This window comes from Deltaproteobacteria bacterium (assembly GCA_029210625.1).
Lineage (GTDB): Bacteria > Myxococcota > Myxococcia > SLRQ01 > SLRQ01 > JARGFU01.
In genome coordinates, this window is the sequence record JARGFU010000001.1 from 296,048 (window position 1) to 309,513 (window position 13,466).

A 13,466-nucleotide genomic window follows, 5' to 3' on the forward strand; every position below is an offset into this window, starting at 1 on the left:
GGCAAGCCTCCATCAGAGCTCGTTGGCCGCCCGGCGGCGGCGAAGGCGCAAGGCCAGGGCCTCCTGGAGCATCTCGGCGTGCCTCGCGTCCTCGCGCTCCAGCGCCCCGAGGGTGCGGGCCAGCTCGGGGACGGCCTCGGCCAGCAGCGCGCGGCCGAGCTGCTCCCCCGATCTCGACTCGAGATCCAGGGTGAAGCCGAGCGCCTCGATGGAGCCCGGCGGCTCGGGCCTCGCCATGAAGCCGTCCATCGCCTTCACGCTGATCTCCACGGCCTGGGAGACGTCCGGGTGCACCTCGAGCTCCCGCTCGTCCTCCACCAGAATCCGCTCCTCCATCCGGAGCCGCTCGGCGTGACCTTGCTCCTGCGCCGCGAGGGTGATGAAGAGCTGGGCGGCCTCCGAGTCCTCGATGAGCTCCGCCGAGAGCCAGACGTAGAACGAGGAGACCCGCTCCTCGAAGCGAATCAGGGCCTCCAGCGCCTCATGCAAGCTCAAGCTGCTCAATCCGGGGTCTCTCGATGGGGGTCGAGAGGAGAGTATGGATCTCCCGGTGAGGCTCGCCACCTCGCGGCCATCGGCTATGCTGCCGCGACGCCCCGCGAGAGGACCCCCGATGCCCATCCTGAAGCTCGAGATCGTCGGTGCGCTGCCCCCCGGGCGGCGCCAGGGCCTGGCCCGGGAGGTGGTCGCGTGAGCGGCGCGAGGCTCGGCGACGCCCTCACCCTGCCCTGCGGGCAGGAGGTGAAGAACCGCCTGCTGAAGTCCGCCATGAGCGAGGGCCTCGGCGCCCGCGGGCACCTCCCCGACGGGCGGCTCGGCCGCCTCTACCGCCGATGGGCCGAGGGCGGCACCGGGGTGCTGGTCACCGGCAACGTGATGATCGATCCGCGGGCGCTGGGTGAGCCGGGCAACGTGGTGCTGGAGGCGGGCGCGCCGCTGGAGGCCTTCGCGGCCTGGGCCGAGGCGGCGAGCGCGGATGAGACGAAGGTCTGGATGCAGCTCAACCATCCGGGCAAGCAGGCCTTCCCCCTGCGCAACCCCGATCCGGTCGCGCCCTCGGCCATCGGCTTCGAGGGGCCGCTGAAGAAGGCCTTCCCGGTGCCCCGGGCGCTCGAGGCCTCGGAGATCCGCGAGCAGATCGAGCGCTTCGCCACCGCCGCGGCGCTGGCCGAGGAGGCAGGCTTCCACGGCGCGCAGATCCACGGCGCCCACGGCTACCTCGTCAGTCAGTTCCTCTCGCCCCGCCACAACCGGCGGGAGGACGAGTGGGGCGGCTCGCTCGAGAACCGGATGCGCTTCGCGCTGGAGATCTTCCGCGCGATCCGCGCGCGGGTGCGGCGCGGCTTCGCCGTGACCATCAAGCTGAACTCGGCCGACTTCCAGCGCGGCGGCTTCAGCGAGGAAGAGGCCCTGGAGGTCGTCGCCCGCCTGGGCGAGGAGGGCATCGATCTCATCGAGATCTCCGGCGGCACCTACGAGGCGCCGGCGATGACCGGCTCCCGCCGCAAGGAGCCGATCGCCGAGAGCACGCGGGCCCGGGAGGCCTACTTCCTCGACTTCGCCCGGAAGGCCCGCGAGGCCACCGCCGCGCCGCTCGCCCTCACGGGGGGCTTTCGCACCGCGGCGGTGATGGAGGAGGCCCTCGCCTCGGGAGCCATCGATCTCGTCGGCCTGGCGCGCCCCCTGGCCATGGATCCCGACGCCTCGAGGAAGCTCCTCGCGGGGGAGGCGACCGTGCCGGTCCCGGCCCGGGTCGGCACCGGCCTGCGCGCCCTCGACACCCTCCTGATGTTCTCCGTCACCTACTACGAGGCGCAGCTCTCCCGGATGGCCGCGGGCAAGGAGCCCGACCCCGGGCTCTCCCCCTGGCGGGTCGCCGCCGGCCTGCTCGGCCACCACGGCCTCCACGCCCTGCGCCCCCGCCGCGCCCGCGGATGAGAGGAGGGCCGCGATGAGGTGTGAGACCTGCGGCGAGGAGCACGCCCTGCTGGACCCCGCCTTCCGGCGTCCCGACGCGGTGGTGCTGATGCCCCCCGGCGAGCGCGCCGAGCGGGTGAAGGAGGACGACGACCTCTGCGCCATCCGGGCCGCCGAGAAGGGGAAGCGGCACTGGTACTACGTGCGCTGCGTCCTGCCGGTGCGGATCCACGACCGGGACGAGGTCCTGATGTGGGGGATCTGGGCGGAGGTCTCGGAGGAGGACTTCGAGCGCGTGGTGGATCACTGGGAGGACCCGGCGCAGGAGCGGCTGCCGGCGATGGAGGCGAAGCTCGCCAACACCATCCCCGGCTACCCCCCCACGGTGGGGCTGCCGGTGCACCTGCGGCTGACCGGGCCGGCCACCCGGCCCGAGCTCGTCATCGCCCCGGAGGCCGATCACCCCTTCGCCACCCTCCTGCGGGAGGGGGTCGACGCCCACACCGTCGCCGGCTGGATGGCGACGATGGGCGGCGAGGGGAGGGGCGGCGGCTGATGGGCCTCTTCGACTGGTTCAAGAAGAGGAAGGCGCCCCCCGCGGCGGCGCCGGCCCCCTGGCCCGGCCCCGACCCGCGGCCCACCGGCGCCCTGCCGGCGCAGGAGCAGCTGGCCTTCGGCCACGAGGTGGAGGGTGAGCGGCGCGTCCACTGGGTCTCGATCGAACACGAGCTGACCCGGGACGCGCTCGAGGCCCGGCTCGCCGAGGTCCCGGGGCTGACCCTGCCCCCCGAGGAGGAGCCCCCCTCCTTCGACCTGAGCCCCGGCGCCGGGCCGGACGCCCTGCGCCTCTTCACCGAGCACCACGCTGCCCTCATGCGGGCCATCGAGGCCCACGACCGGGAGCGGGGCGAGCCCGGGGACGATCTGCTCGCGCCGCCCCCCGGCGGGCCGCGCCGGATGTGGCTGGTGAACGGCGAGGGGCGCGAGCTGGAGGTGGTCTACCGGAGTGAGGGGGCCACCCTCACCGTGATCTTCACCCTCGGCGAACCCGGCTACCGCTTCGAGTGGGAGGACGGCTTCTGCTTCGAGCTGCCCGGCGATCCTCCCCGCGTGCACCGCTGGTCGCTACGCGAGGGCTGACCGCTCCTCCTCGGTGCGGTGGAAGAGGGCGTAGTCGATCATCAGGCGGCCGTCGGGCAGCTCGCTGATCACGTCCACGAAGCGGTGACCGGCCTTGAGGTCCTCCAGCCGGTAGATGTGGCGGACGTAGGTGGTCTGCCCGTAGGTGCCGTCGTGGCCCTTGAGCGTCGCGATGAAGCCCATCACCCCGCTGGCGGGATCCTCGAGGTCGATCCCGAAGAGGGGGCTCGCCTCGTCGATCTCGTGCATCACCGACCAGGTCATCGTGAAGAGGGGCGAGCGCGAGCGCGAGAGCTCGAGGGGGTGGATGCGCCGGAAGTGGTGGCCCTCGGGGGAGAGCTCGTCCCGCAGGAGCGAGACGCTCACGCTGGCGTCGACGACCTCGTTGCCCCGGGCGTTGCCCACCCGGAACATCAGCACGTCCTTCCCGTTCATCCGGGTGAGGACGATCGGCTCGGAGAAGAGCCAGCCAGAGGCCGGCGCCCAGGGTGAAGACCCCACCCCAGTAACGGGCGAAGTCCCGGGAGTCGGGGGTCTGCTTCCAGGCCCGCCCGTACATCACGGCCACCAGCCCCCAGGCCGCGGCCGCGGCGAGGGCGAAGGGGGCGTGCCGGCCGGCCATGGCCGCAGGGGCGGAGATCGCCATCCCGCCCACCGCGAACATCTGGAGGAGGACCAGGGTGCGGTGGAGGAAGTCCTCGATGTTGAAGCGGTTCCCGTAGAAGGTGAAGCCGGTCCAGGAGACCCAGAGGGGCACGAAGGCCCCGACGAAGGCCACGAAGCCCCCGACCGAGACGTCGGCCGAGAGGCCGTTGCCCAGCTGGATGAAGGCGGCGACGAAGATCAGGTCGTAGAAGAGCTCGAGCCAGGTCGGCTTCTTCTCCAGGCCGAGGGCCGGGGAGTGCAGGAGAGGAGCGTGGAACCAGCGGCTGCGCATGAGGGGCAAGGTACTCCGGGGCCGCCATCGAGCCAGCGCGGCCCTTCGGCTAGAATGGTGGAGGCATGGAGGACTTCCCCGAGCCGATCGAGGCGCGCGACGTGGAGACCCTGCGGGAGGCGCTCGCCGGGGGCGCCCGAGCGCAGTACCTCCTCTTCTGGGGCCACACCCCCCGCCAGGCGGGCGTGGCCGACAAGGCCTGCCTCTCCCAGTGGTACCCCTCCCCCTTCGTCGTCGATGGCCTGACCTACGCCACCGCCGAGCACTTCATGATGGCCGAGAAGGCCCGGCTCTTCGACGACGGGATCACCCTGGCGAAGATCCACGAGGCCAGCAGCCCGGCGGAGGCCAGGGCCCTCGGCCTGGCGGCCGACGACCCCGACGCCCAGCGGCCCGAGGCCTGGCCGGGCCAGAACCTCCTGGGCTTCGCGCTGATGGAAGTCCGGGCCAGGCTCACATGAGCGCCGAACGCACCGACCGGATCAAGGGTGGCCTCCTCGGCCTGGCCCTGGGGGACGCCTTCGGGGCTCCCCACGAGGGCGGCCCCATCGAGCGCCTGCTCTGGCGGGCCATCGGCCGCAGCGAGGGAAAGCAGCGCTTCACCGACGACACCACGATGTCCCTCGACCTCGCCGAGTCCCTCGTCGAGCGCGGCGCGCTCGATCTCGACGACCTCGCCCGGCGCTTCGGAGCGAGCTACCGCTGGTCGCGGGGCTACGGCCCGGGGGCGGCGAAGCTGCTCAAGCGGGTGCGCGGCGGAATGGACTGGCGGGAGGCCAGCCGCTCGGTCTACCCGGAGGGCTCCTTCGGCAACGGCGGCGCGATGCGGGCGCCGGTGATCGGGCTGGCCTTCGCCGCCCGGCCCGAGGCGCTCGCCGACGCCGCCAGCGAGCAGGCCAGCATCACCCACGCCCACCCCCTGGCGAGGGAGGGCGCGGTGATGATCGCCGCCGCCACCGCCGCCGCGCTCGAGGGCGTCGATGCCGAGGCCCTCCTGGACGCCGCGACGGCGCCCTGCGAGCAGGCCCCCTTCACGATGCGGCTGGAGATCGCCCGCGGCTGGCTGCGGCTGTCGCAGGGGAACGAGCCCTCGCCGCGGGAGGTGCGGGAGAGCCTGGGCAACGGCATCGCGGCGGTGGACTCCTGCGTCACCGCCCTCTACCTGGCCGGCCGCTTCCTGCACCTCGACTTCGCCGACCTCCTTCGCTTCGCGGCCCTCCTCGGCGGCGACGTCGACACCATCGGCGCCATGGCCGGCGCCCTCTGGGGCGCCCACAACGGAGCGGGGGAGCTGCCGGGGGAGCTGCTCGGCCTGCTCGAGCAGCGCGAGCGCCTCGAGGCCGCCGCCGCCGGCCTCGCCGCCACCTTCGCCTGAAGACCCGGCCGCGCGGTGGACGCGAGGCGCGAGGTGCGGGATGCTCCCACGCACCTTGTCCGCTCTGCTCCACGCCCCGCTGCCTCGCCTGACGGTCCTCGCCCTGGCCCTGCTGCCAGCGCTCCCGGCGCTGGCCTCCGCCGCGGGCGCGCCCGCGGAGCCGCCCTTCCCCCTGCCCGAGGGGCGGGTCGTGGAGACCCAGATGAACGTCTGGGAGGACCGCACCTACACGGTGGAGCTCTTCCTCAAGCGCAAGCTCTGCCCGGCCCTCAAGGAGCACGGCGCGGCGGCCGCGGCGCTCTTCGACGAGGAAGCCTCGCTAGTCCTGCCCACGGAGACCGAGCAGCCCCTGAAGGTGCACCTCCTGGGGCTCGAGGGTGGAACGCTGGCGCCCGGCCCCGAGCAGACCCTGGGGCGGGAGGGCGTGGGCGCGGCCCTCGAGGGTTGGCTCGGGCCCCACGCCGAGCGCAGCCGCTGCTCGGTGGGCTTCCACACCTCGATCATCGTCCGGGGAGAGCCCTTCCTGGCCCAGGGTCGCTTCCACCTCACCTTCGGCAGCCGGGACGCCCGGGGCAGGCCGATCATGGACAGCGTCGAGGCCAGCTACGAGCTGCGCGGTAGCCGCAAGTCCCCCCGGATCTCCCGGCTCCACCTCGAGCAGGTCTACCGGATCCGGGCCGAGGCGCCGCGCTTCGTGGACGTCACCGAGGCGGCCGGGCTTCCGCCGGTCTTCTCCGAGCGGAAGAGCAACTTCTCCCTCGACGGCCCCGACCGCGGCAGCATCGCCATCGACGACGTGAACGGCGACGGCTGGCTGGACCTCTACATCGGCCGCGCCGACGCGAACCTGCTCTTCCTCGCGAAGGGCGACGGGACCTACGAGGAGAAGGCGAAGAGCTACGGCCTGGGCGACACCGGCGCCGCGCGCTCGATGCACTTCGTCGATCTCGACGGTGACGGGGACGAGGACCTGGTGATCGCCAACGCGGTCCATCGCAAGGGCCGCGGGGGCATCATGGTCTACCAGCGTGAGGGCGAGCGCTTCACCCTGGTGCAGAAGATCGACCTCGGCCAGTCCAACCACTTCCGCACCATGGCGACGGGTGACGTCGACGGAGACGGTGATCTCGATCTGCACGTCTCCAACTACGGGCGCTCCGACGTCCGCGGCTCCGAGAGCCTCCTCTTCGATCCCACCGGGCTTCCCGACCTCCTCCTGATCAACGAGACGAAGGACGGAAAGATCCAGCTCGTGAACCGCGCGAAGGAGTGGGGGGTCGCCGACCGCTTCTGGACCTACGGCACGGCCCTGGCCGACCTGGACGACGATGGCCGCCTCGACCTCGCCATCGCCGACGACTTCGGCCCCAAGCGCCTCTACCGGAACACCGGCGAGGGCCGCTTCGAGGATCTCTCCGAGGCCTCCGGCGTCGGCTTCGAGCGCGCCTCGGGCATGGGCGTGGACGTGGCCGACATCAACGGAGACGGCCACCTCGACCTCTACTTCGCCAACATGCACTCCAACGCCGGCACTCGCCTCGGCAACTTCCTCCCCCGGAAGGACGACGTCTCCGGCCGCATCCACCGCGCGGCCGCGGGCAACACCCTCTGGCTGGGGAAGGGCGACATGAAGTTCCAGGAGGTCGGCGTGCCCTGGGGCGTCGCCGACGGGGGATGGGCCTGGGGCATCCGCTTCGTCGACCTCGATCTCCACGGGGGCTCCGAGCTCGCCTCCCCCTGCGGCTTCCTGACGGGACCCGAGCTCGACGACGGGTGAGTGCCCTACTGGCGCCTGGTCCTGGCGTCCGAGCCCGACACCCCCGGGAAGCTCAAGCGGGTGGCCCAGACCCCGATGATCCGCAAGGACACCCGGACGACGACCCTCTCCGGGCGTGAGCGCGATCGCTACTTCGTGCGGGTGGGCGAGGGGGAGCCCTTCTACCTGGACGTCGGCTTCGTGCTGGGCACCGACTCGGTCACCGACTCACGCAGCCTGGCCAAGGCCGACCTCGATGGAGACGGCGACCTCGACCTGATCCTGCGCACCGAGGGCCCGAACCGGAAGCTGCGGGTCTACCGCAATGAGGGGCCCTCGGGCCCCTCCGCCGAGGTCCGCTTCGCCACCAGCCGGGACGCCGCCTCGGCCACGATCCTCGTCACGAGCGGCGACGCCACCACCAAGATCCCCATGCTCATCGGCCAGGGCTTCCTGGCCCAGGACCCCTACCGGCAGCTCGTCCCGCTGGGCGAGGACGGGAAGACCGAGCTGAAGGTCCGCTGGCCCGGCGGAGAGCAGGTGAAGCTCGACGCCCTCGTGCCCGGGGCGATCGTCGAGGTCCGGCGCTACCCCGAGGCGAAGCTCAGCGTGCTCACCCGCCCTGCCCCCCTCGTGCTGGGGGGGAGCGCCGTCGAGACCGCGCCGGCCACCTGCGACCTGGCGGCCCTGAAGGAGGATCTGCCCGAGGAGGAGGCGGAGCTGGTCGAGGCCGGCGAGGAGCGCCGACCCCTGCTGCTCAACCTCTGGGCGCCCTGGTGCCAGCCCTGCCGCAAGGAGCTGCCGCTGCTCGCTCGCTTCGCGAAGCAGCACCCCGAGGTCGAGGTGCGGCTGCTGGCCGTCGACGGCACGCCCCCCGCCATCGCGAAGATGGCCGGCAAGCTCGCGCCCGGGGTGAAGGTCACCCGCCTGAAGAGCGGCGCCGTCGAGCGGCGCGGCGAGGCCCTGCGGATCCCCACCACCTGCTTCTACGACACCGCGCGGACGCTGCAGCGGGGCTGGGCCATGCCCGTGGGCAAGGCGACCCTCGACGCCCTCGCCCCCCGGCCCGCCGCCTCCGAGACCCCATGAACGAGCTCGTCGTCTTCGAGAGCCGGGACGGCGTCACCGTCCTGCGGATGAACCTCCCGCGTCGCCTCAACGGCTGGACGATGGAGATGATGGAGGCGCTGCGCGCCGCGCTCGAGCGCGCCGCCGGGGACGCCGCGACGAAGGTCGTCATCCTCACCGGCACCGACCCCTACTACAGCGCCGGGGTGAACCTCGGCGGCACCCTGAAGCTGGGTCACCCCCGCGAGCTACACGCGCAGATCGTGAAGCACAACCAGGCCCTCTTCGACGGCTTCATCGAGTTCGGAAAGCCGATCCTGGTGGCGGCGAACGGGCCGGCCATCGGCGCCAGCGTCACCTCGGCCACCCTCTGCGACGGGATCATCGCCTCGGAGGAGGCGACCTTCTCCACCCCCTTCGCCGCCCTGGGCGTCCCCCCGGAGGGCTGCTCCAGCGTGCTCTTCGAGAAGCTGATGGGCGCGGCGACCGCCGAGCGCATCCTGGGGAAGGAGGGCTGGAAGCCCACCGGCACCGAGGCGAAGGAGATCGGCCTGGTGCAGTGGGTGGTGCCCCACGGCGAGCTGCTGGCCGAGGCGCGGAAGATCGCCGAGGGGTGGATCGAAGAGGGCCGCGAGCGCGGCTACCGCGGCGGGACGAGCCGGGAGGAGCTGCTGGCGGTGAACGCCCGGGAGTCGGTGCAGGTGGCCGACTCCTTCCTCTCCGCGCCCTTCCTGAAGGGTCAGTACCGCTTCCTCAAGAGCAAGAAGAAGTGGGCGCCGGCGGCGACCTTCTTCCTGCTCTGGCGCACGCGGCCCCTCTGGTCGCGCCTGATGTAGCTAAACCAGAAATCACGATTCCCGATCACGCCTGGCTTGCAGGCCGCACCCGCCTGCGGCGTCAGGCCTCGGTCACCTAGCTAAGGCTAGGCTCCCTCACCCTTCCTTGCATCCGGGCACGTCCGCGGCGCCATCCGCTGTTCGGGAATCATGATCTCTGGTTTAGCTTCCGCTCTGGAGGTGGACGCCGAGGGAGAGCCAGGGCAGCGGGAGGATCTTGCCGCCCTCGCCGGTGTCCGCGTCCTGGGCCCAGACCCAGAGCAGGGCGAAGCCCAGGCGCAGGCGGAAGGCCTCGGGGCCCATCAGGCCCTTGCCGCTGCCCGGGCCGATCTGCAGGCGCAAGCCCGTGGTGAGCATCGTGTCCCGAAACGGGGCGCGGGGCAGCAGCTCGGTCGCGAAGCTCCAGCGCTGCCCGACCCGCTGCTCGGCCGCGAAGAAGGGGAGCAGCTGCACGGGGATGCGCTCGATCACCCGGTCGTCCCCGGCGCAGACGTCCACGCCGCCCCCCACGCCCGGCGCGCCCAGCCCCCCCGCGCCGCAGGCGGAGCGGAAGGAGAAGGACTGGGGCAGGAGGTGGTGGTTGTCGAGGAGGTAGGCGCCCGCCACCAGGTGGGTGCGCCGGCGGGGGCCGAAGTGCTTGCCCACCGTCAGGGTGAAGAGGTTGAACTGCATGTTCGCGCCGCCCACGGCCACGAAGCCCGCGCCCGCGACCCCGTTGCCGAGGAAGGCCACGCCCCCGCCGCCGATGCCGGCGCCGAAGAGGTCGAGGAGGTCGTAGGCCAGCGCCACGCCCGGGAGCTTCGCCTGCTCGTCGAGGATCTTTACCTTCAGACCCAGATCGAAGAAGCCGAAGATCGCCAGCCCGCCGGCGCCGCCGGCGATGAGCCCGCCCGCCGGCACCGCCCCGCCGATGGCGCCGGGCACGGGGAAGCCGCCGAGCCAGAGCTGGAGCTGAACCCGATCCGAGAGGCCCATCGCCATCCGGAAGAGGAGGAGCTCGTCGTTGGAGACGAGCAGGTGGCCGGGGCGCAGGGTGAGCTCCGAGGGCGAGAGGAGGATCCGCTCGTCGCCGGTGTCGCGGGCGACAAAGCGGGTCCGGGCGTGACCGACCCGCAGGCCGAGCTGCCTTCCGAGCTCCCGGCCGGCGCGCTCGTGGAGCGCCGCCTCCTGGCCGGGGGGCGCGCCCGGCGCACCCCAGCGGCTGCGGCCGACCAGGGTGCCGTCGGGGAGCGCGAGGAGGCCCTCGACGATGAGGCGGCCGGAGCGCGAGTGATCCACCATCCGGCCGACGAGGTCCACGGTGTCGGAGCGCGAGCCGGTGAGGACCGAGCGCGCCTCCAGGATCCGGATCTCCAGCCGGAAGGCCGGCTCCCCTGCCTCGCTCGTGAGGCCGGCGGCCTCGGCGAGCGCCGGCCCGGCCGCCGCGGCGATCGGCCCGGCCACCGGGCCCTCCCCGGTCGCCCGGACGTTGCGGATCCCGGCGTGGCGTCCCAGGGGGGCGACCCGCCCGCGCCCGGGGAGCGTGCCGCAGGCCGAGGCGAGCAGGAGCGCGAGGAGCAGGGAGCCTCTCGTCGGCGATCGCATCGGCTGGCTAGAGGGCGAGCTGGTAGCCCACGGTCAGGCCGAGGCCGCCGAGGAGGGAGCTCGCGGAGAGCGCACCGGTGTCGTCCTCGGGGCCGCCGAAGAGGATCGTCGTCTGCGCCTCGAGGGTGACGGCCCCCGGCCCCAGCGCGAAGGAGGGGCCGAGGGAGACGCCGAGCGCCGGCGTGATGCCCGAGGCCGAGCGCCCCGCCGTGCTCGCCGAGAGGAAGGCGGCGCCGCCGATCAGCTGCGCCTGCCAGCGCAGGCCGCGCAGGGAGGGGGTCTGGAGGCGGAGGGCGAGCCCGAAGGAGAGCCCCTGCCAGTCCAGGCGGCGCGGCTCGCCGGCGGCGTCGGTGCCCGCGCTGGAGGCGGGCAGGTAGTCGACCGCCAGGCCCAGGTCGAGGCCGTCCTTCAGGAGGCCGGTGCGGTAGAGCGCGTGGGCGCCACCCCCGATCGCGGGGGAGCCCACGCCGCTGGCGGCGGCCAGGACCCGCAGCCCGAGCTTCAGGTAGCGGCGGCGGGGGCCGGCGGGCGCGGCGGGCGGCTCGGGGCGCTTCAGGTGATCGGGCAGGGGGGGGAGGCTGGCGAGGGCGACCTCGCCCCCGCTCTCCGGCTCGGCGGGCTTCACCTCCACCGCCGCGACGACGGGGGGCGGCGCGACGACGGGGGGCGCCGCGGGCGGCGGCGGGACGGGATCGGTCCTGCTGTCCTCGAAGGCCACCAGCTCGATCGCCGGCTCCTTCGGCGCGGGCTGCTTCGCGGGCTCCTCTTCGACCAGCCCCACGGCCATCATCGCCTCCAGATCCTCGGAGGCGGCGATCACCGACACGGCGATCGAGCGGCCGCGGGTGACCAGCTCGAAGCGATAGGCGTGCATGCCCTCGGGCACCTTGATCTTCAGGATCTTCTTCTCGCTGGGCACGTACTCCATGTCGGTGAGGTACATGCCCCCGTCGGGCTCCTTCAGGGTGATCCGGCGGATCCGGAAGCCGTCCTGGAAGACCATGAACTCGGTCTCGACCTCCCCCGCCTTCTCGTCGCCCTGCAGGTCCTGGCGCACGGCGATGGAGAGCTCCTCGGGACCCTTCACCACGAAGCCCAGGGACTTGCCCGCGACGACCCGGAAGTAGTTGCGGGTGTCCCCGTCCACCATCAGGGTGGCCTCGTGCTTGGAGCGCACGTCGATCTCGACGGCGCTGGCGAGCGCGGGAGCCAGGAGCAGGGCGAAGACGAGCGGGAGGGAGCGGTTCATCCTTCGGCCTCGGGGTCGGTGGGTTCGTCCTTCGGGGGGATGAAGGTCATCGCGCGCTCCGCGAGCGCACAGATCGAGAGGGAGGGGTTCACGCCCGGGTTGGCCGAGATCGCCGACCCGTCGATGACGTACATCCCATCGTAGCCGAAGACCCGGTGCTCGGCATCGATGACCCCCTCGCTGGCGTCCTTGCCGATGACGCAGCCGCCGAGGATGTGCGCGGTGGTGGGGATCCCCAGGAGGGTCTCGGTGATCAGAGAGCCGGGGTAGCCGTTCATCCGCTTCGCGATGCGGTAGGCGAGCTCGGAGGCCTCGGGGATGGCCGCGGTGGGCCTCGGCCCGCCCCCGACCTCGGTGGTGACGCCGCGCCGGAAGAGGGTGAAGGGGTGCCTCCCGAGCTTCATCCGCAGGTGCCCGTCGAGGGTGCGCATGTAGAGGAGGATCATCGTGTAGCGCGCCCAGTCCGGGACGAGGTAGGCCCGCAGCGTCCGCCAGGGGTGGCGCAGGGCGTAGAGGAAGCCCCGCGCCAGCCGGGAGAGTGGATTTCCGCCCGGGCTGTGGGGCGACATCAGGGTGCGGAAGGCCCCGGAGCCGTGGGGGTAGCGCACCGGCTCGAGGTGGGAGTGCTCGTCGGTGTGCAGGATCGAGGTGATCGCCACGCCCTCGGAGAGGTTCACGTCCCGATCCTGGGTCGTGACGCCCATCAACACCTCGGAGTTCGTCCGCACGAAGTGCCCGAGACGATCCGAGAGCCGCGGCAGGCTGCTCTCCTTGAGCTTCAGGAGCAGGTTCACCGTACCGAGGACGCCGCCGGCGAGGATCACCTTCGGCGCCCGCACCCGCTGGGTCTTGCGGCCGAAGAGGCTGGCCCCGCGCTTCACCACGAGCTCGTAGCCCCCCTCCTCGAGGGGCAGGAGGTCGACCACCTCGCTGTCGGGCTGGATGGTCAGCCCCTTCTTCTCGGCCAGGTAGAGGTAGTTCTTGTCGAGGGTGTTCTTGGCGTTCTCCTTGCAGCCGATCATGCAGCCGCCGCAGAGGATGCAGCCGGTGCGGTCGGGACCCTCACCCCCGTGGTAGGGGTCGGGCACCGTCTGACCCGGCTCGCCGAAGTAGACGGCCACCGTGGTGGGGTGGTGGTGATCCTCGCGGCCGATCTCCTTCGCCACGTCGGCCAGCACCCGATCGGCGTGGGTCCAGGCCGGGTTCTCGGTCGCCCCGAGCATCTCCCGCGCCCGCTGGTAGTGGGGCATCAGCTCGGCCTTCCAGTCGGCCAGGTGCCCCCAGGAGTCGGCGGTGAAGTACTCGTCCTTCGGGATCGGCAGGGTGTTGGCGTAGACCAGGGAGCCCCCGCCCACCCCCACCCCGGAGAGGGCGGTGACGTTGGGCAGGAAGGTCATCTTGAAGAGCCCGCGGAAGCCCAGCTGCGGCAGCCAGAGCCAGCGCTTCAGGTTCCAGTTGGAGCTCGGGAAGTCCCGCGCCTCCAGGCGGCGCCCCTTCTCGAGCACCAGCACCTTGTAACCCTTCTCGACGAGGCGCAGGGCGCTGACGCTACCCCCGAAGCCCGACCCGATGATGACGTAATCCCAGCTCATGGCGACCCCGCT

At 72.5% G+C, this 13,466-nt stretch carries 13 protein-coding genes; 8 read left to right on the forward strand and 5 right to left on the reverse strand.

From position 1 onward, the window contains the following. Window positions 1-12 precede the first annotated feature (12 nt). Window positions 13-489 carry a hypothetical protein gene (locus tag P1V51_01310; protein MDF1561646.1) on the reverse strand — a complete coding sequence of 159 codons (477 nt, stop codon included), beginning with the start codon at window positions 487-489 and terminating at the stop codon, window positions 13-15. Between the two features lie 201 nt (window positions 490-690). On the opposite strand from P1V51_01310, the gene P1V51_01315 reads away from it, so the two are divergent. The 3 genes from P1V51_01315 to P1V51_01325 are packed head-to-tail and all read left to right on the forward strand — an operon-like array spanning window position 691 to window position 3,057. Further along, the gene (locus tag P1V51_01315; protein ID MDF1561647.1) at window positions 691-1,938 is read left to right on the forward strand and encodes an NADH:flavin oxidoreductase/NADH oxidase family protein; all 1,248 of its coding nucleotides are present in this window, start codon (window positions 691-693) and stop codon (window positions 1,936-1,938) included. A 13-nt stretch (window positions 1,939-1,951) separates the two neighbouring features. Next, window positions 1,952-2,473, forward strand: a complete 522-nt coding sequence (locus P1V51_01320; GenBank protein MDF1561648.1) for a DUF2199 domain-containing protein — start codon at window positions 1,952-1,954, stop codon at window positions 2,471-2,473. Continuing rightward, window positions 2,473-3,057 (forward strand): hypothetical protein, encoded by a 585-nt coding sequence (locus P1V51_01325; GenBank protein ID MDF1561649.1) that lies wholly within the window; start codon window positions 2,473-2,475, stop codon window positions 3,055-3,057. The genes P1V51_01320 and P1V51_01325 overlap by 1 nt, the downstream gene beginning before the upstream one ends. On the opposite strand, the gene P1V51_01330 is transcribed toward P1V51_01325, so the two are convergent. After that, a complete protein-coding gene (locus P1V51_01330) occupies window positions 3,043-3,558 on the reverse strand; it encodes a hypothetical protein (protein MDF1561650.1) in 516 nt (171 codons plus the stop codon). The two genes, P1V51_01325 and P1V51_01330, sit on opposite strands and share 15 nt — an antisense overlap. 501 nt (window positions 3,559-4,059) lie before the next feature. Between P1V51_01330 and P1V51_01335 the strand changes: the two genes are divergently transcribed. From P1V51_01335 to P1V51_01355, 5 genes are read left to right on the forward strand one after another with little or no spacing between them, the layout of a single operon-like run. Beyond that, on the forward strand, window positions 4,060-4,455 hold the full coding sequence (locus P1V51_01335; protein MDF1561651.1) for an NADAR family protein: 396 nt from the start codon (window positions 4,060-4,062) through the stop codon (window positions 4,453-4,455). Beyond that, window positions 4,452-5,369, forward strand: coding sequence for an ADP-ribosylglycohydrolase family protein (locus P1V51_01340; GenBank protein MDF1561652.1), 918 nt, complete (start codon window positions 4,452-4,454; stop codon window positions 5,367-5,369). Before P1V51_01335 ends, P1V51_01340 begins: the two co-directional genes overlap by 4 nt. 55 nt (window positions 5,370-5,424) lie before the next feature. Next, window positions 5,425-7,146 carry a VCBS repeat-containing protein gene (locus P1V51_01345; GenBank protein ID MDF1561653.1) on the forward strand — a complete coding sequence of 574 codons (1,722 nt, stop codon included), beginning with the start codon at window positions 5,425-5,427 and terminating at the stop codon, window positions 7,144-7,146. Continuing rightward, window positions 7,147-8,214 carry a thioredoxin domain-containing protein gene (locus P1V51_01350; protein MDF1561654.1) on the forward strand — a complete coding sequence of 356 codons (1,068 nt, stop codon included), beginning with the start codon at window positions 7,147-7,149 and terminating at the stop codon, window positions 8,212-8,214. After that, the gene (locus P1V51_01355) at window positions 8,211-9,029 is read left to right on the forward strand and encodes an enoyl-CoA hydratase/isomerase family protein (protein ID MDF1561655.1); all 819 of its coding nucleotides are present in this window, start codon (window positions 8,211-8,213) and stop codon (window positions 9,027-9,029) included. Before P1V51_01350 ends, P1V51_01355 begins: the two co-directional genes overlap by 4 nt. Window positions 9,030-9,191: 162 nt before the next feature. Here P1V51_01355 and P1V51_01360 read toward each other — a convergent pair whose 3' ends face one another. From P1V51_01360 to P1V51_01370, 3 genes are read right to left on the reverse strand one after another with little or no spacing between them, the layout of a single operon-like run. Continuing rightward, window positions 9,192-10,613, reverse strand: coding sequence for a hypothetical protein (locus P1V51_01360; protein MDF1561656.1), 1,422 nt, complete (start codon window positions 10,611-10,613; stop codon window positions 9,192-9,194). A gap of 7 nt (window positions 10,614-10,620) precedes the next feature. After that, window positions 10,621-11,862, reverse strand: a complete 1,242-nt coding sequence (locus tag P1V51_01365) for a hypothetical protein (GenBank protein MDF1561657.1) — start codon at window positions 11,860-11,862, stop codon at window positions 10,621-10,623. Next, a complete protein-coding gene (locus P1V51_01370) occupies window positions 11,859-13,454 on the reverse strand; it encodes a GMC family oxidoreductase (GenBank protein ID MDF1561658.1) in 1,596 nt (531 codons plus the stop codon). The genes P1V51_01365 and P1V51_01370 overlap by 4 nt, the downstream gene beginning before the upstream one ends. Window positions 13,455-13,466 lie beyond the last annotated feature (12 nt).